This window comes from Pseudomonadota bacterium (genome assembly GCA_030860485.1).
Taxonomy (GTDB): Bacteria; Pseudomonadota; Gammaproteobacteria; order JACCXJ01; family JACCXJ01; genus JACCXJ01.
This window is the reverse complement of the sequence record JALZID010000243.1, coordinates 21,315-38,635: the sequence shown is the minus strand read 5'-3', so window position 1 is coordinate 38,635 and position 17,321 is coordinate 21,315. Positions and strand designations below refer to the sequence as shown.

General features: G+C 58.3%; 16 protein-coding genes and 1 pseudogene. 4 read left to right on the top strand and 13 right to left on the bottom strand.

Features of this window, described 5'->3' with window-relative positions:
* Nucleotides 1–288, top strand: a 288-nt coding sequence (locus M3461_15205; GenBank protein MDQ3775595.1) for a hypothetical protein, incomplete at its 5' end; no start/stop codon positions are given.
* Nucleotides 289–453: 165 nt separating this feature from the next.
* Nucleotides 454–738: a hypothetical protein gene (locus tag M3461_15200; protein ID MDQ3775594.1), complete on the top strand. Its 285-nt coding sequence runs from the start codon at nt 454–456 to the stop codon at nt 736–738.
* On the opposite strand, the gene M3461_15195 is transcribed toward M3461_15200, so the two are convergent.
* Nucleotides 704–1,540: an alpha/beta hydrolase gene (locus tag M3461_15195; GenBank protein MDQ3775593.1), complete on the bottom strand. Its 837-nt coding sequence runs from the start codon at nt 1,538–1,540 to the stop codon at nt 704–706. The two genes, M3461_15200 and M3461_15195, sit on opposite strands and share 35 nt — an antisense overlap.
* A gap of 174 nt (nt 1,541–1,714) precedes the next feature.
* Between M3461_15195 and M3461_15190 the strand changes: the two genes are divergently transcribed.
* Nucleotides 1,715–2,008, top strand: a complete 294-nt coding sequence (locus tag M3461_15190) for a hypothetical protein (protein ID MDQ3775592.1) — start codon at nt 1,715–1,717, stop codon at nt 2,006–2,008.
* On the opposite strand, the gene M3461_15185 is transcribed toward M3461_15190, so the two are convergent.
* Nucleotides 1,977–2,810: a flippase-like domain-containing protein gene (locus M3461_15185; GenBank protein ID MDQ3775591.1), complete on the bottom strand. Its 834-nt coding sequence runs from the start codon at nt 2,808–2,810 to the stop codon at nt 1,977–1,979. The two genes, M3461_15190 and M3461_15185, sit on opposite strands and share 32 nt — an antisense overlap.
* Before the next feature lie 613 nt (nt 2,811–3,423).
* On the opposite strand from M3461_15185, the gene M3461_15180 reads away from it, so the two are divergent.
* Nucleotides 3,424–5,043 carry a heme peroxidase family protein gene (locus tag M3461_15180; GenBank protein ID MDQ3775590.1) on the top strand — a complete coding sequence of 540 codons (1,620 nt, stop codon included), beginning with the start codon at nt 3,424–3,426 and terminating at the stop codon, nt 5,041–5,043.
* A 679-nt stretch (nt 5,044–5,722) separates the two neighbouring features.
* Here the strand turns inward: M3461_15180 and M3461_15175 are convergent.
* The 11 genes and pseudogenes from M3461_15175 to M3461_15125 all read right to left on the bottom strand — a co-directional run bounded on the left by M3461_15175 (nt 5,723) and on the right by M3461_15125 (nt 16,938).
* Nucleotides 5,723–6,890: pseudogene (locus M3461_15175) on the bottom strand (sorbosone dehydrogenase family protein).
* A 647-nt stretch (nt 6,891–7,537) separates the two neighbouring features.
* A complete protein-coding gene (locus tag M3461_15170; GenBank protein MDQ3775589.1) occupies nt 7,538–7,801 on the bottom strand; it encodes a hypothetical protein in 264 nt (87 codons plus the stop codon).
* A 781-nt stretch (nt 7,802–8,582) separates the two neighbouring features.
* Nucleotides 8,583–9,884, bottom strand: coding sequence for a cation:proton antiporter (locus M3461_15165; protein ID MDQ3775588.1), 1,302 nt, complete (start codon nt 9,882–9,884; stop codon nt 8,583–8,585).
* 343 nt (nt 9,885–10,227) lie between these two features.
* A complete protein-coding gene (locus M3461_15160) occupies nt 10,228–10,944 on the bottom strand; it encodes an ABC transporter ATP-binding protein (protein ID MDQ3775587.1) in 717 nt (238 codons plus the stop codon).
* A 1-nt stretch (nt 10,945) separates the two neighbouring features.
* A complete protein-coding gene (locus M3461_15155; GenBank protein MDQ3775586.1) occupies nt 10,946–11,686 on the bottom strand; it encodes an ATP-binding cassette domain-containing protein in 741 nt (246 codons plus the stop codon).
* Between the two features lie 66 nt (nt 11,687–11,752).
* The gene (locus M3461_15150; protein ID MDQ3775585.1) at nt 11,753–12,607 is read right to left on the bottom strand and encodes a branched-chain amino acid ABC transporter permease; all 855 of its coding nucleotides are present in this window, start codon (nt 12,605–12,607) and stop codon (nt 11,753–11,755) included.
* Nucleotides 12,608–13,498, bottom strand: coding sequence for a branched-chain amino acid ABC transporter permease (locus M3461_15145; GenBank protein MDQ3775584.1), 891 nt, complete (start codon nt 13,496–13,498; stop codon nt 12,608–12,610).
* 2 nt (nt 13,499–13,500) lie between these two features.
* Nucleotides 13,501–13,887 carry a hypothetical protein gene (locus tag M3461_15140; GenBank protein MDQ3775583.1) on the bottom strand — a complete coding sequence of 129 codons (387 nt, stop codon included), beginning with the start codon at nt 13,885–13,887 and terminating at the stop codon, nt 13,501–13,503.
* Entirely contained in the window at nt 13,884–14,723 is an 840-nt protein-coding gene (locus tag M3461_15135) for a hypothetical protein (GenBank protein ID MDQ3775582.1), read from the bottom strand. Before M3461_15135 ends, M3461_15140 begins: the two co-directional genes overlap by 4 nt.
* Nucleotides 14,724–14,963: 240 nt before the next feature.
* On the bottom strand, nt 14,964–15,842 hold the full coding sequence (locus tag M3461_15130; GenBank protein MDQ3775581.1) for a class I SAM-dependent methyltransferase: 879 nt from the start codon (nt 15,840–15,842) through the stop codon (nt 14,964–14,966).
* Nucleotides 15,799–16,938: a penicillin-binding protein activator gene (locus M3461_15125; GenBank protein MDQ3775580.1), complete on the bottom strand. Its 1,140-nt coding sequence runs from the start codon at nt 16,936–16,938 to the stop codon at nt 15,799–15,801. Before M3461_15125 ends, M3461_15130 begins: the two co-directional genes overlap by 44 nt.
* Nucleotides 16,939–17,321: the final 383 nt, after the last annotated feature.

The following is a 17,321-nucleotide window of genomic DNA, read 5'->3' as shown; positions in this document are numbered from 1 at the left end:
CGCGTGACCCGGCTCAAGCTCCGCGCCACGCCGCTCGGGGTCAAGCGCGTCGACCTCGGCCCCAAGGGCGGGCGCATCGTTTTTCACCCCGAGGCCCCGATCGATCCGGTTTCGGTGGTGGGCCTGGTCCAGAGTCAACCCGCTCGCTATCGATTCGAGGGCAACGAGCGCCTCCGCATCACGGCCGATCTGCCCGAGGGCGAGCAGCGCATCGAAGCCCTGCATGCGCTCTTCGATCGGCTCGCGGGGCGGGATAACGATGCCGGCCGAATCACGCGGCCTGGATAAGGCGGTGGCCGGCCGCCGCACCCGGCAAGGCAGCCCGTCGTATAGCCCTAGAACAGACCGCGCCGGTCGAGGGCTTGCGCCGCGCGTAGCGCTGCATCAATGGAGAGACCGAGACGCCATGGATCACGATTGAAGTCGCCACCATGGTCAACGTGATGGCGATGAATGGCTCAGCCAGATCGGCGGCCGGTGGCCTGGGAGCAACTGGCCACGCTCAAGAGCGGAGCGCAGTGGACGATCAGCACGGCCCGCGAGGATCTGTCCTTACAGAAGACGGACCCGTGGGCCGGCTACTGGACCTCCGGGCAGACACCGACGGCGGCGATGAAGGTCCTGGGCTTCAGGCGCGCCCGGCGAAACGCTAGTCCGCTGACTCTTTTGACCGGAGGGGCCGTCGGTTGGCGGTGCCCCATCGCTATTGACCACCTGCATGCGGCCTGGACCCGCTAGCTAGCCGCCGGTTGCTAGCTAGCCAGGCATGAACAATCTGGTTGAACTGCTGTGGTTGTTCGCTCATGACCCAGTGCCCTGTCTCTAACGCGCGCACCTGACTGCCCGGTCGCGTGGCCAAGGCGTCGGCCCAGGCCTGGGTGTGGAAGAAGAACGGCTTTCTCTTGCCGTACACGAACAACATTGGAACGGGCGGCTCGAACGTCACCACGTCGCGGTACGACCCATGAGTGCCCGTCCATTTGATGTAGTAAGGGTAGTTCATTCGCGAGTCGATGAACTGCGGATCCGCGGGGCACTTCAGTGCGCGGGCCATGGATTTCGTCATCTTGTCGCCAATGCTGCCGCCGATTCGCCACGCGATGGCTAGCCATATCTGATAAACAAACACCATGGCCTTGGCTTTGGCATTCAACGACAGCAAGTGCTGGCTCGTGCCTGCGTCGCCAATGTCTACTCCGACAATCTTCGACACCAGCGACGGGTGCCGCATCACCAGTTGGTAGCCGAACACACAGCCCCAGTCATGCACCATCAAAACGACTCTCTGGGCGGGGCAGGTCTGTTGGATGATTTTCTCGAACATGGCGATCGTCTGCGCCAGTGAAAACGGATGGCGCGGCTTGTCGATGTCGAAGCCCGGCAGCGTGAAGCGAACGCAGCGGTAGCGCTTCTTGAAGAAGGCGACCTGGGCGTCCCACAGCCGATACGTGTCGGGCCAGCCGTGGATCATAGCAATGGTTTCGTTTCCCTCGCCCTCCACAAAGACGTCGATGCCGTCGATCTGCAGCGTGGAACTCATGCGTGCTTTCCCTTGTGTTTTGTCATCATCTGACGGCTTGCGCTCGCGGTCGCTCCTGGCCGGGCCGCGACTAGCCACGCGATTGCTGACGGGCTCGCTCCAATGCTAAGGGATATCAAGCTCGGAAGTGGCGCCCGGGCTCGCCCCGGGCAGAACTGCGCTCCGAACGGGCGGATGAAGCTGTGCTCCTCGGTGATGTCGGTCATCGGCTCGGGCTTCCGCGCCCCCTTCGCCGCTGCGGCGCGCTTCTTCTCCACCACCTCGCGCGAGTGCCCGATCCAATCGTTGTGCGAGGCGTTGAGGATCTCGGGTGTCACGTCGCCGATGTTGCCCAGCCATTTTTACGTGGCCGATGGCTTGTCGGCTTTCCGTAACGTCAACCAGCTAGCCGACCCCAGCCCCACGGCAACTGCAAACCACAACGTCGTCACGCGGATCAACACCGTCGCGCTGCGGCCTCCGGCTTAGCCACACCGAAGTGCACCAGCAGGAAAAATACCGTGGCGTCGGCCGTGCCAAGACCACCCGGTATGAACGACAGGGCGCCCGCCAACGAGGCAAACGCAAAAATGAAGATCGCGACAGGCAGTCCGATGTCGTATCCCATGGCCACCAACATCAGATGAAACGATAGGCCTTGCGCGGCATAAGCGCAACACCCGAGGCACCATCCCGGTAACAGACGCTGCGGCACCAGGCAGTTTTTGGCCTGCGCGAGTATCCGGGCAACCCAGGCCAAGGTCCGGGTCAGCCAACCGTTCTGGCCACGTTCGCTCCATTCGGCCAGCAACGGTGCCGCGGCGATCAACACGACCACCGCAAGCAGGGCCACGCCCAGAACCCACAGACCGTAACGTGACTTCGGGTACAGCGACAAACCAATCATCGTCAACGTGACCACCGACAACAAATCGGTGAGGCGGTCGGCAAAAAACGCGGCAAAGCTCTGTGTATACGTGACGTTGTGGCGCGCCAGAAAGGCACTGCGCAACAATTCGCCGACCTTCCCGGGCGTCGTGGTCAACGCAAACCCCGACAAATAAATGACGAAGCTTTGCAGACGGTCGACGCGTAGTCCCAGGGCGCCCAGATACCATTGCCATCGGCAAAAGCGCAGCGTGAATCCCGCGAACGTCAACCCACAGCCGATGGCCAAGCCGCCGGCCCCGACGCGGGCAACGGCACGCCATGTGTTGTCCCATCCGGTGGCGAGTGCCAGTCCGAGGTAGCCGGCTGCCGCTAGCAACAGCGACAGAATCAGCACACGCATCAAGCGCGGCGTCAGGGCGATCGGTAGTGCGGCTGTTGCGGAAGTCACGCGTAATCGTAATCCGTTGCATCAGGCATCGAACAAGCGGCGATTGTGGGCCGAGATAGTCAATTCCAATAGAGGGTTGGGTCTGAACGAAGTGCTAGAGTGAGTCATCAGGCGGCGCGTTCGGATCGGCGATGGATGGATTGAAATAGCCGCCGTCTTGCCTCTTAAGTTGCTGGGCGGCCTGGTTGCTTCGCTCTCCACCCCTCCACAAACTCCGTCTGTTGATCGATCCTCACCGGCCTCTGCCAACCGTATCACGGTGGGCGGTCGTCGGATTCTGTCCTCTATCCTTCGACTGCTTGGCATGTCGCAAGCGCCTGCATTGCATCTTGTCCTCCCACCAAGCCGCGACGTTGAGTAGCGCCACCCGCACCCACGGTCCATCGTGGACTCGGCAAAGCGCTTCTCATCGGAGGAACACCGCCACAATTGTGATGTACAGCACAGCTTCATCACACCACAGGCGGTCGAGCCGTTCAAATTCCACCTAAGTTTGGCACACTCTCCAAAAAAACCCATTGCTTTCTACTCTTCATTACCCTGCTGCCCCAAGGGAGGAAACATCATGAAAAGCAATCCGGCGCATCACCATCAGCATCTCAGTCAATCAGGCGGGATCGATCGGCGGAAGTTTCTCCGAGCGCTCGGCTCGACCGTCGTGGCATTGGGCGGCTCGGGCCTGCTTGGCACCCGGGATGCGATCGCCCAACGATTTGTTCTCCGGGAAGAAAATTTCGGCCGCCTGTTCCCGGGACTCCATCCGTTCTTCGAGCAGGCGAGCTCTGGACTCAACGCCGCGCTCCTGGATATCGGCAAGCCGGGGGGCGTCCTGGACGCCAAAGACGACCTGGACGCGGGACCCGTGGCCCTCATCGTGGACCCGGCCCTGAGCGTGAACAATCCCAACAGCACGACCCACACCGCGGGCACCACGTTCATGGGTCAGTTCATGGACCACGACATGACCTTCGACCTCACCTCACGGCTGGGTGAGCCGACGGAGCCGGAAGACTCGCCGAACGCCCGCACGCCCGCCCTCGACCTCGATTCGGTCTACGGCGGAGGGCCGCGCAGGTCGCCCGAGCTGTACGAGCGGACCGGCGGGTCCAGGATCAAGTTCAAGGTCGAGAGCGGCGGCCTGTTCGAGGACCTGCCCCGCACCAGCAACAAGACGGCGATCATCGCCGATCCCCGGAACGATGAGAACCTCATCATCGCCGGCCTCCACGCGGCCCTTCTCCTGTTTCACAACCAGGCGGTGGATTACGTCACCCAGCGCAACCCCCGCTGGGACTCGGAGGAGGTGTTCGACGAAGCCCAGCGGCTCACGAGGTGGCATTACCAGTGGATGATCGTCCACGAGTTCCTGCCGCTGTTCATCGGCCAGCCGCTAGTCGACGAGATCCTTCACCGCGGCCGCAAGTTCTACCGGCCCCGCGTGGCGTTCATTCCCGTCGAGTTCCAGGGCGCCGCGTACCGCTTCGGCCATACCATGGTGCGGCCCTCGTACCGGGCGAACCTGGCCGGCGACGAAGGTGCACCCTTCTTCGCGATGATCTTCGACCCGGAGGAGCAAGGCCAGAATGACCCGGACGACCTGCGCGGCGGCGCCCGTGCGAAGAGGCGCTTCGTCGGCTGGCAGACATTCTTCGATTTCGGACCGACCTTCACAGACGGCCCGGGCAATACCAATCCGGCGATCAGGGCGAATAAGCTGATCGACGCGAGAATCTCCACGCCGCTGTTCCATCTGCCGCTCGACGCGATCCCTTCGGGTGACGCCCCTACCGCGCTGCCGCAGCGCAACCTTCTTCGACACGTCACCTGGTCGCTGCCTTCCGGCCAGAGCATCGCCCGGGAGATGGGTGTTGAGCCGCTCTCCAGGTCGGAGCTGAAGGAGCTGAGCGGCTACGAGTTGGGCCTCGACTGGTCCACGCCGCTCTGGTACTACGTCTTGAAGGAAGGCGCTCTCAGGGCAAACGGCCTCACCCTCGGTCCGGTCGGCGGCCGCATCGTCGGAGAGGTGATCATCGGGCTGCTGGAACTCAACCGCAATTCATACCTGTCGCGCGCGCCATTGTGGAAACCGGCGCTGCCAACATTCAACGGTCCCGTCAGCGGCGACTTCCGGATGATCGATTTCCTCGCCTTTGCCGGCGTGGACCCCGCGAGTCGCGGGGAGTAAGGAGTAGTTGACCGGCCGCCGCCAGCGATGGGACGGCCGTCTGTCGTCGTCGACGAGATCCCGGGGGCCTACATGACATCGACACGGTGATGGAGCACCAGCGTGGCCTCGTCGAGGTGGTGCAAAACCTTGAAGCAGGTGGTGTGCGTGAAGGGCTGACCGGCACGCTTCCCCACCGGCGGCGCGTCCTGCCGCAAGATCGGAGGCGCTTCAAGAACAAGCGGGTGGTGCGGCAGGGGCGACGGCGCGACCCTGGGCGAGGTCCGCGTAACGCATCCACTAGCGGTGGTCGAGGCGGTCGAGGCTTCACAGGCGAGCGTTAGTTAGAACAACCTCGCTGATGATCTCGGCGGCGATCATAGGCGTGTCCCCAGGACGGGGGTTTGAAAGCGCAACACGTTTCTAGGCACGGATCGAGAGGTCGCGATAGCCGCGGGCCCGATCGCAACCGCTCTGCTCGCGAGCGCGGCCATTCCGGCGGACCAGTGAAATGCCAAGCCGAAGCTTCGTCACTTGACTCCTTCCCTGATGCATGAGGCCAGTCGTCGCTGCCGGGGGGTGGCGCATCGCACCCGGCTACAAAAGCCAGGGCGCTGCTCGCGCCGTCAACCTACCGCCGTTTGCACATTGCTGCGCGACTAAAGTGCGGCCGCTTTGACACGTTGCTCAGTGACTGCAATCAACGGCCGGCGACACGCAAGACCCGCCACACGACACCGCCGGCGTCGTCGGCAACCAACAGCGAACCGTCGCGCAATTCCGTGATCCCTACCGGTCGGCCGTACGTTCTCCCGGTCCGCGGGTCCGCCATGAAGCCAGTCAGGAAGTCTTCGGGTTGACCTCGTGGTTGGCCGTTCTGAAACGGCACGAACACGACACGATATCCGCTGAACTGTGAGCGGTTCCACGAGCCGCGCTGGCCGATGAACGCGCCGCCGCGATACCTGTCGGGGAAGCTGCCTCCCGTATAGAACAACAATCCCAGCAAAGCGGTATGCGACCCGAGAGCGTAATCGGGCTTGACGCTCCGAGACACCAGCTCGGGACGCTCGCCCTTGCGGCGCGGATCGAGATTTTGGCCGTAGTACGCATAGGGCCAGCCGTAGAAAGCGGCTTCCTGGACCGCGGTAATGTAATCAGGGACGAGATCGTCGCCCAGGTTATCCCGCTCGTTCACCGCTGTCCAGAGACGCCCGGTTTCGGGCTGCCAACCCATACCAACCGGGTTACGAATCCCTGCCGCAAAGATTCGTTCACCCGACCCGTCGGGGTTGATCTCGAGAATGTTCGCGCGGCGAACCTCCGTATCCATCCCGTACTCGCCATGATCGCTGGCCGATCCAACCGAAATGTAGAGTTTCGATTTGTCGGCACTGACCACAATGTTCCTCGTCCAGTGGTTGTTGTAACCGCCGGCTGGAAGCTCCAGCACCAGCGTGCCTGCATCCTCGATCCTCGTCTGCCCCTCCTTGTAGGGAAACCGCATGAGACCGTCCGTGTTCGCGACATAGAGAGTGTCGTCGATGAGAGCAATGCCGAGCGGCTGATTCAGATTCGTGAGAAACACCTCTCGTGTCTCAGCCCGTCCGTCCCTGTCTGAGTCCCGCAGGAGAGTGATTCTGTTCGGTGACACGCCGATGCTCCCGGCGCCGGCCATGCCCTTGCGTTTATCGGCATCGGCGCGCGACCTTGGATGACTCCGCGCCTGCGAGACAAGCACGTCTCCGTTCGGCAGAACGTAGAGCCAGCGTGGGCTCTCGAGATCCCGTGCAAACGCCCCCACCTGAAATCCATCAGGCCGCCTTTGGCGTGAGGTTTTCCGGCCAGCCGACGACTTCTGCGAACTTTGTCGTAGCCTCGCCTGGCTCCGGTGCAGCCAGGTTCGGAGAAGGACCGACGCCCTTGAGGGTTGATGTCGAAGGCTGCGCCACGGCAGGCGATACGCCGCCGACAGTAAATAGGATGGCAGCCGCCACGAGGGCCGCTGCCTGATTCCATTGATTGTTCACTTGCATTGAACTCTACCTTGATTCCTCGATAGTCAGCCGGCGGGATACTCCTGGGCCTCAAATCTGTGCCCGAATCACGTCGTGTGAGAGGCAAGCGCGGGGCGAGAGGGGGCGAGTGCGCATCGGGATTTGCGGCGCATTTGCCGGCACACCGTCGGGGCGATCGCACACTGTCCACAGGCGAGCATTTCCAAGCACTTCACGATGTGGTGGAGCCGCCCGTGGGCGCGTCAGGTCTCGGCGAGCGATGCGGCGGAAAGCGTACCCGTGCCGACGTGGCATTGACGTTGGCCCTTCCGCGATCAAGCAGCCGTCGGTGAAACCGAAGAAAGCGGAACGGCACGATCATGAGAACTGCTCTGTGGCTTTGCATCCCCTGGTGGCGACTGCGATACCACTCCACGAAGAATAGAGGATAAAGGATAAGACTGTCAAGGGGCATTCAGTCCCCCGTTGTGGGCATTGAAAATTCCCCACCCTCCGGTTCAGGTCTGATGTATTTGTCTCAGAATCAATACCGATTGTTGGCGCTGTGCGCGGAACACCCAGCGCTCCGTCCGGGCGTGGAACGGCAGGAACTGCGGCCGCGGAGGCCGGGGCGATATCAAGACCGCCTTCGAGGCGTGGGGCAGGCCTTGATCCCCGCGCGCCGCCGCATCGACGATGGCGGCATCGGACGGCACGACCCCGGCGAGAACGTTCGCGCGAACTCCCTCGCGAACCAGGCTGTCGCGAACCCGGCTCCGCACCGCGCCCGAGAGGTCCCGGGTCCACCCGTTCGCCTTCGCGCGCTTGCGAATGGCCGTGTCTGAGAGGCTGTGCTGGCGCCCGATCCAGGCCCGGGCGATAAGTCAGACCGCCTGAGGCGTGGGGCAGGCCTTGATCGCCTCGCCCGCGGGGGGCGAACCACGGGGCGGAGACGCCACGCGCCGTCGGCCGCATCAACGATGGCGGCCTCGCAAGGCACCATCCCAGCGAGTTCCCAGTGTGCGAACCCCTCGCGAACCAACTCCTCGCGCACCCGGCTCCGCACCGCGCCCGAGAAGTATATCGTAGAGGAGCTTCATAGTTTGTTATAAATCTTAGTTTTCTCTACTTCTTCTTGCCTCTATAAAGGATTTCACTGCTAGTATAATAAATATCAGGCACAACAGTGTCATAATTAGCTGGACAGTAAATGCGGATGGATTTGCTATTTCCCCAACGAGTTGGGGAAACACTCTCATTCCAGTGCCAATAAAACCAAGCAACATTAATGCAGCGGCGATGTGCATAGAATGTTTCCTGTATTTTTCATTCAATGCCAGCCAGCCAAGTATTATCACTGGTACTCCGGTACTCCGAAGAAAGCCGGTATCAATGCGGTGATACTTTCACTGCTTATACCAAAGTATGCTATTAAACCAAGAAGAGTTAAAAGTATTCCGAATGTAATTGCTGTCTTAGCCATTTGCTTAAACTTTTATTACTGTCCAGCCGTAGCGGGGAATTATCAATGAAATACTGGCTAGACGTATGCGAAATTTCAATCTACCGGTCGTAGCGCTGCATCAATGGAGTGACCGAGATGCCATGAATCACGATCGACGTCGCCACCACGGTCAACGTGATGGCGATGAATGGCTCAGCCAGACCGGCGTCGAGCCCGTGGTTGATCGCATACATCAGGTAATAGACGGAGCCGATCCCGCGAATGCCGAACCACGCCATCAGCACGCGCTGCCGGCGGGTCGTCGTCGAGCCGGCGATGCACACCCACACACAAACGGGCCTGATGATCAGCAGCAGCACCGGGACGAACCAGTATGCGGCGTCCGGAACGGAGATGAACGCGAGCATCGCACCGACGATCAAGACGACGGCAACCTCTACGATCCGCTCCATCTGCTCGTTGAACCCGAGAATCGCGCGCTTCAAGTACGGGCCGGCCTGGAGCGGATCGGTAGCCGCGGCGGCCCTCGACGCTTCGTCGACCGGTAACGCCACCTCGTTCGTAGGCCCGGGCGAGGCAGTCCGCGCGATCGGGGTGTCCTCGGCGCGCCGCAGTGCGAGCCCAGCCGCGAACACCGCCAGGAAACCGTAAGTGTGAGCCAGGACCGCGATGCCGTACGACAGCGCGATCAGGCCGAGCGCTAGGAACTCGTCGAAGCCCACAGCCTCCCGATGGCGCACGCGCAGGTAGAGCACCAGGGTGCCGATCAGACGGCCGGAAACCGCGCCGATGAGCAGTCCGCCAGCAATCGCCCAAAGGCAATCGATGGCGAGCCAGCGCGCTCCCCACGGACCGAGCTCGTGCAAACCGAGGAGCCCGAGCCCCAGCATGGCGAATGGGAACGCCAGGCCGTCGTTGAGCCCGCCCTCGCCGGTCAACGCGAACCGCAGCCGATCGCGATCCTGCGGGTCGGCCACCTGCACTTCCGAGGCGAGAACGGGATCGGTGGGCGCGAGGATCGCTCCGAGGAGAATGGCCGCGCCGACCGGAAGCCCGAGCGCGGCGACACCGATCAACGCGATGGCGCCCACGGTGAGCACCATCGCCCCCAGCGCCAGGGAAATCGCGAGCCGCCACCGGATGTCCGAAAGCGGCGCGCTCAACTTGAGGCCGGTGACGAAAAGCGAGATCAGCACCGCCGCTTCGCTCACGTGTTCGAGCACCGTCGAATCGTTGAACGGATCGAGATGCAGCAGTGCAACGCCCGCCGGCCCCAACGCGGCGCCCGCCGCGAGATACAGCATGGACGGGCTGAGCGGCAAACGCTTCAACAGCGCACCGGTCATCGCCATCGTGATCAGCAACAATCCGAGGATGACAGCCCAGATCGCGAAGGTCATCGATGGGGACAGGACAAAAGGCCGCGCAAGGGTACCGCCACGCGTCAGCTCGTCATCGCGGCCGCAGTGAGCAGGCCGCCGGCGACGCAGCGCCGCCAGCAACGTGGCCGCCGCCACCCGGCCGGCCTCCCGCAATCCGGGATCGGCCTTCCCTGCGAGGAAATACATCACGACGCGTACGGATGGTCCGACCGGCGGACCTCATGAAAAATCTATCTCCCTGGTACTGATTGCGGGTATCACTGCGTCCGTAGCATCCCGCGACGCGGCCGAGGGTTGGGTCAAATCCAAGACTCCTCGTCGATCATCTGACGACATTATCCACGAATCTCGATGGAGGAGCTTAAAAAAAGTGACGTTGAAGCTTGACGTCATCGGTCAACTCTTTAGCGATCCCTGAAAAGCTAATTGCGCCGTTCCTAAGGACGTACGCGCGATCCGCAATGCTCAGGACGTCGTGCACTCGTTGCTCAACGATCAATATGGCCATCTTCATGGTTTGACTGAGTTCTTTTATATGTGCCAGCAACCATGAGACCAAACTTGGTGACATGCCTAATGACGGCTCGTCGAGCAACAACACTCGCGGGTTCATTGAAAGCGTTCTACCTAACGCAACGAGCTGCCGTTGCCCACCGGACAACGTTTCTGCACGATGCCAGAGAATGCTTCGCAATGTTGGCAGCAAGCCAAGCACTCTCTCACGCGCAGCTTCCTGCGCCCGCTTGTCCATGCCCGAGAGGTACGACAAGTCTAGATTCTCATCTACCGTCAGTGCGCCAAACACATTCCGTCCTTGCGGAAGGTATGCTATGCCCCGCCGCAACCGCGCCCTTGGATTTTCATGCTCGATACCAAGTCCGTCCAGTGTCACCTTTCCCCTCAGCACTGGTAGAAGCCCGAACGCAGCTTTCAGAACTGTGGACTTGCCACTTCCATTCCGACCAATCAGTGCAACGACTTCTCCGCTGCCCACATCGATCGATACGCCATCGATGACAGGACGTGAGCCGTATCCGCTCGACACTTGGTCAAGCCTCAGGTGGGTCAACTGTGCCATATCAACCAAAATATCGTTCCAAAGTCTTGCGGCTGGTCAGAACTTCATCCGGCAGTCCACTTTGGATGACCTTTCCGCCAGCCAGCAAATGCACGACATCTGCAATCCTTCCAACGGCAATCAAGTCGTGTTCAATAAAAATGACTAGCCGTTTTAGCTTTTGCATTTCGCGCAAAATGTTCGTCACTGTCTCAGCGGTTTCCGGGTCTAGCCCCGCAAACGGCTCGTCGAGCAAAACGATTTTGGCTCCGCTTGCCATGCACATTGCCAGTGATAACAACTTTTGCTGGCCGTAGGAGAGCGTTCTAGCTAGCTCGCGAGCTTTGGGCCAAAGGCCGGTGCTCCGAAGCGCGGCACTTACGCGCTGCAGCTTTTCCTCCTCGGCCGTTCGACGCAACCCTGGCCGGCAGATTGACAATACATCTTCCGTAGTGTCGCCCGGAATCCCAATCAGAAGATTGCTGGAGACCGTCATCTCGGGAAAAACTCTAACGGCTTGAAAGGTCCTCCTCACCCCAAGCGATGCAATCCGCTCGATTGCCCAATGCGTCGTATCTATTCCTTTAACGAAACAATGACCTTGTTCAGGTCGCACGAAACCAGTAACGACATTGATGAGGGTCGATTTTCCTGCGCCATTGGGGCCGATCAAAGCCACGATGCCGTGGTCCGAGAAATCAAGAGTGATCGAATCCAGCGCTTGCACGCCGCCAAACGATTGTGATAGCTTTTCACAGCGCAACAAAGACACTCGAGTGCTGCACATTCTTAATTGAGGCTTATCTGGGCTCGGCTGGTTCCAAGGTGTTCATGTACAACGCACTTGGGATCTTGCGACTACAATGACGGTCAGGACCGCACCGTAGATCAGCTCTCGCAATTTTGCTGCAACGTCGTCAGGCAGTCCTACAAATCTCAGAAGCTCGGGAAGAGCCACCAACGCGATCGCGCCGGCCAAAGGCCCCCAACGGCTATCAGCCCCGCCGATAATGACCATTGCCAGTACGAGAATTGATTCCATGACCGTGAAACTGGAGGGATCAATGTACCCAATATAATGTGCGTAGATCGCGCCAGCAGCGGCTGCGACGCCGGCGCTTATTGCAAACACCTTCAGCTTTGCAACGCCAGTCGAGCGTCCACAAGATTGCGCGAGAGATTCATCCTCTCGGATCGAATGAAGCAATCGGCCGAAAGGACTAAGGCGCAACCTGTCCAGGAACAAAAAAACGGTGCCGCTGAAAGCCAACGCTAGGAACAGTACCTTCCAGCGAGCATCAAGACTGAATCCAAGGATGTTGATGGTCGGGATCGCAGGGATTCCCATAGGTCCGCCCGTGAAAACGACCCAATTGTTTAGGACGCTGAACGCAACCATTTGGAATGCAAACGTCACCAAAACGAAGTAATCTCCCTTCAGCCGCAACGCAGGCACCGCCACAAGAAACGAAAGAATCATGCCTGCTAACGCAGCGCACAAGAACGCCGTCGGCCAAGCGAGTGAAATCTTCGTTACAAGCAAGGCGCTTGTATATGCCCCAATTCCGAAAAAACCGGCGTGGGCGACGGATAAAATCCCAGTGCGGCCAACGAGGAGATCGAGCGCTGCTGCAAGCGCAATGTACAAGGACATAAGCACAGCCACGTGGAGCAAGTATTCCATTTAGTGTGCTCCCGCAACCGCGTGTCGCCCCAGCAACCCTTCCGGTCTCACCAGTAGGAAAATTGTCAGGACAAGAAAAACACTCGCATCCTGCCATTGCGTCGGAAGCCAAATCGCGCCCAAATTCTGTATCAGTCCAATGAGGAGCGCGCCCAAAAGGGCACCGTGATATGTCCCAACGCCCCCAACGATTGCTGCGCTGACACCAAGCAGATACATCCGTAAGCCCATTCCCGGTGTGAGGCTGCCATCATAAGCAGCCAATATTCCTGCAAGTCCCGCCATTGCAGAGCCCAAAAGAAACGCCCCGCTGATAGTGGCTTCGACTTGCGCGCCGACTGCCAGAGCAAGAGGAGCGTCATTTGCGACAGCACGGATTAACGTCCCAGCGCGAGTACAATGGACAAGCAACATCACTAGCGTTGCAGCGACAATCGAAACACTGCCTATAGTTAGTTGCACATCTGTTAGCCGTACGCCTAGCAAAACAGTCGGCCCAACAGTTGCGGGCGCACCAAGCACACGCGCGTCATCACCAAAAATAAGCGAAAGCAAGGCCTGGACGACTACCATCAGCCCTAATGATGCAAGGAGAAGTTCGATGGCGTGAGCGCCGTTCTGACGAAGCCGGACATACACCAATACATTCATCCCCAGGCCAATCGCTCCCGCTACGGCTATTCCCAAAAGCCACGCAACAAGCATCGGCGCTCCCAACCACAGCAAAACATATGCTGCGAAGGCACCGCTCGCGATCACTGCACTGTGCGCGAAATGAAAGAAACGGCAGGTGCTGTAAATAAGATTGAAGCTGACGGCAACTAGAGCGTACAAGCATCCGGCTATGATGCCGTTGGCCGTCGCTTGGGCATAAAGTTCGGAAACCGTCAACCTTATCTCCAGCAAAATAACAAACCAATTGCGATGGCAAATATCACGATAGACGCAAGTAGCCGTAGGAAAACCATCTCTAGAACCTTGACCTCTGAGGGTCGGTCAATCAATTGCACTAACGCCCCATCAAAATTATGGCCCAGTGCACTGGCTTCGCGAAAAACCCGATCACTCGTTGAAACAACCGGCAGATAGAGCCAAGCGGATACCAGCATCAGAAGTGCTGATCCCAGCATTCTGAGAGGCCACTCTTTTGGCGTTGCGGTGTAGAAAGAGACAAGTAGATTCGTGCTTAGTGAAATGAATACCCCCACCACGATCAGAGTGTGTACAAATGGTGAAGTTTTCATCAGCCGCTTCGCAATTAATAAGGCAGTCGTTTTCATGGGGTGTCTCCGTGAAGCGTACGCAACAGCGTATCAAAGCTAATGTTCTCGACTAAGACGCCGGCACTCAAGGCGGCACTCAAGTCGATTTTTACACGTTGAACTAGTTCGACGTCTGGACAAATTTGTACTGCGTGCGCCAGGCTGTCGACTTTCCGTTTTACTTGAATGGCATCCGGGGGCTCGAGCCTGCCGTTCTCCCGACTCCACAAGCGCTCCAACAGAAAGCGCGCAGCTGTTATCTCTTCCGCAAGATTCAATAGCTCTCCACCATCCTTTGCGCCCTCTGTTGCACCCCAAGCTCTGCGTAGTTGCGTTTGCAATTGTGGATGGGCTCCTGCCACCGTTGGCGACGCCTCTGGCGGACACCAAACGCAAAGTGCCCACCGGTACTCTTCACCATTTGGAGTTGTCACGACTGGCGTGAAGCAATAGTGAAGCACGCTGTCGCGAGCAAAGAGCAAATATTCACAGGCTCTTCCATAACGAAAGACGGAATCCTTTTTGACTTGTGATTGAACGGAGTGATCGATTCGTCGCTGCTCCTGAAACTCAAAGTCACCATCGCGGCTAAAGCGACGCGCTAAATAGCTATCCTGGAACTCGACGTATTCTATCGAGCTAAGCCAAGGTAAAATACCTTGTTCCAGAATGGTATCCACGTTGTGGTCGGCGATCTTATCAAAAAACCTAGCCAAAGCGCCGTCTAGCCATTGGTTGCCCATCGTGACCATGAGCTGCGCTTCAGCATCACGATTCAATTTGCGGGATCCTTTAATATATTCGCATGCTGAGCCGAGATAGAAACCAATGTCGAAGATGTCGTCTTGGCTCAACTTCTCTATCTGTTGCCGGACGAATGATACCGAGTCGATTTGCTTAAATGTTTCGCGTAGGGCTTGATATCGCGAGTAGGTTGGTCTGCAATATGCGCAGACTGTCATGCACGAATTCAAACCAGGAGTGAAGGGCGCCATGGCTCTAAGGAAAGACGTGACGGTACCGCAGATATTCACAATCCGCTTGAGTTCCTGCTCGCTGGTGTTCGGAAGTGCCATCGCAGCAGCGCCACCAAATTAGCTAGCCCGCCGGACGAGCAGAGTTTGCAGATACGGTAGTCCCCGGGTGTCCACAGTGGGAATACGCAGTTCCTGAATAGCTTCGTGTCTAATCGTTTCTAGCAGCCTTTGAGCGTCGACGTAGTGAGAGCGAATGTGCAATCGTTCAACAGAGTACATACGTCTAAGGTGGATCAAACGAACAGTGGCACAAACCTCATAGGGCTGAAGCAAGCTGTCGGAATGCTTGAGTACGTAATTTGACCAAAAAAGAGCTTTCCGTTCTCTAGCGATTCCCGAGCCGCGAAATTCAAAGCCTTTCCGTTCTGCAAGTTGATGCTCTCCATCGCGATAATCGGCTAGCAATAATCCGCCAGGTCGGACGATAGACAACAGCTGTTTGACCACACCACCAAAATCATCTGGATGGATATTAGAGAAGGTGTTGCCCCTAAATACGACTAAGTCGTACGCATCCTGCGGGGCTACAGTCTGAAGGCTACTAGCATCTCCAACGCGAAGTCTGATTCCATCAAAGCCAGCCCGTCGTAGCCGCCGATCGGCCTCCTCAATCATGCGCTTGCTGATGTCTATGCCGTCCACGCGAAAGCCCAGCCGCAGCAGGCTAAGCATGTCATGTCCCACCCCGCACGATGCATCCAAAACGTTGTGCGTTCCTGCCGCTGCCAAGATTGGCGAAAGTTGGCTGAAGAGTTGTTCCGAAAAACGTAAGTGGTCGGGGTAAAGGAGATCGTATAACGACGCGAGCCGCTCGTAAAACTCAAGGGTCTGGGCGTAGTAGGGTGCAAGCTTATGTTGTTGTGGACTAATGGTGTGCTCGGGAACGATTACGTCACTGTTGAACCGCAAATCGTGTGAGGAGGACAGGATTGCCATTCTTTATCACCTTGATGAAGATGTCTTTCGTTACGTCACCATGATCGTCGAAACTGGTTGAGCCCGTCACGCCGGGAAAATCCTTGACCTTGTAAAGGCCGGCTTTGACTTGCTCGGGTTCGGAGCCAGTTCGGGTCATCACTGCAGCCAGAATCTTCATTGCATCATACGCGATTCCGGATGTAACCTCGGGGTCTTCCCCGTAACGCTCGCGGAAAGCTCTTACGAACTGCCGCGTTTGCGGCGAGCTCTCGTCCGGATCGAACGCAGGTGTCGTAAAAACAACCCCTTCCCGTGCATCTCCGGCGACTGTCTTCGCTTCAGGCGTGTCTATAGTCAAATTGGCAAACCACTGCTTCTCTAGACCCATCTCTCGGGCCTGACGAAGAATAGTTCCGTTTTGACGCGCTTCTCCAGTTAGAAAAACCGAAGAAGCTCCGCTCCGTTGCATCCTGAGTAGGTGAGGTCGAAAATCCGTAGTTTCTGTAACATAGGCGTCTTGTCCAACCACTTTTCCGCCGAGAGCTTCGAAAGCTTTTTTGAAAGCATTTGCAAGGCCTACACTATAGTCCGTTTGTTGATTGAGGATATAAATTGCGCGGATGCCTTCTTTGGCGATGTACTGAGCCATCGCGGTGCCATCGAAGTCGTCCGATACCCAGTTTCTGAAGACATAATCACCTGCATCCCTGAGCGCAGGGTTCGAAGCCCCGGGCGCCAGCAACACGACTTTGTCCTTTTTCGCCAATGGAGCAATGGCCAGTGTCGTCCCGCTCAACACGTCCCCCACTATGATTCGAACATGCTCCAGCGTTACCAATTTCGTGTAGGCACTGACCGCGTCTCGTGGCGATGATCTTGTATCCTCAACACGAAGAGAGATAGGCCTTCCTGCTATGCCACCTGCGGAGTTGATTTCATCCTTGGCTAGGTTAATTCCTTTCAGTGACCTCTGGCCATATGGTCCGACATCGCCGGTGAGTGAAAGTAAGACGCCGATCTCAATAGTACCTGAGGTCCTTTCCCATTGCCGCCAAATCACCACAGCTACAAGTATTGCGGCAACAGCAAGCCCCAATAAAACCCATTTTCTCATTCCTACTCTCCAAGATAAACTTGTCCCGGAACAGAGTTCGCGGTGCAAATTATTTCTCTAAAGGCAGTTCGCAACGTCATAAATTTATAGCCTTGCCGAAAGTCGCTTCAATGGCCGTTGAACCAAGCCGGAGCGTCAAGACGCAGCGACTTTTGGCCAGCCAAAGTCCGAAGTGCCCGTTTTCGAAAGGTATAAGAATTTCAAAGGCCCTTTTTCGGCGGGAGGAAGAGTACGAGATGGACCTGTGGGTTGTCAAGTACGCGAGCCGTCGGTCCAGGATCGGGGATTTTTCGGGCGATTCATCGGTCCGAGGCGCCCGGATCCGGGGCGTTTTGGCCTCTCAGGCGAGTGCAGGCTAAGGGGGCTGTCGGCTCAGGGAGTTA

Excerpts from the sequence above, each read along its gene's own strand:
- M3461_15200 (MDQ3775594.1), top strand. The coding sequence starts at position 454 with ATGGCTCAGCCAGATCGGCGGCCGGTGGCCTGGGAGCAACTGGCCACG.
- M3461_15195 (MDQ3775593.1), bottom strand. The coding sequence starts at position 1,540 with ATGAGTTCCACGCTGCAGATCGACGGCATCGACGTCTTTGTGGAGGGC.
- M3461_15190 (MDQ3775592.1), top strand. The coding sequence starts at position 1,715 with ATGAAGCTGTGCTCCTCGGTGATGTCGGTCATCGGCTCGGGCTTCCGC.
- M3461_15185 (MDQ3775591.1), bottom strand. The coding sequence starts at position 2,810 with ATGCGTGTGCTGATTCTGTCGCTGTTGCTAGCGGCAGCCGGCTACCTC.
- M3461_15180 (MDQ3775590.1), top strand. The coding sequence starts at position 3,424 with ATGAAAAGCAATCCGGCGCATCACCATCAGCATCTCAGTCAATCAGGC.
- M3461_15165 (MDQ3775588.1), bottom strand. The coding sequence starts at position 9,884 with ATGACCTTCGCGATCTGGGCTGTCATCCTCGGATTGTTGCTGATCACG.
- M3461_15160 (MDQ3775587.1), bottom strand. The coding sequence starts at position 10,944 with ATGGCACAGTTGACCCACCTGAGGCTTGACCAAGTGTCGAGCGGATAC.
- M3461_15150 (MDQ3775585.1), bottom strand. The coding sequence starts at position 12,607 with ATGGAATACTTGCTCCACGTGGCTGTGCTTATGTCCTTGTACATTGCG.
- M3461_15140 (MDQ3775583.1), bottom strand. The coding sequence starts at position 13,887 with ATGAAAACGACTGCCTTATTAATTGCGAAGCGGCTGATGAAAACTTCA.
- M3461_15130 (MDQ3775581.1), bottom strand. The coding sequence starts at position 15,842 with ATGGCAATCCTGTCCTCCTCACACGATTTGCGGTTCAACAGTGACGTA.
- M3461_15125 (MDQ3775580.1), bottom strand. The coding sequence starts at position 16,938 with ATGAGAAAATGGGTTTTATTGGGGCTTGCTGTTGCCGCAATACTTGTA.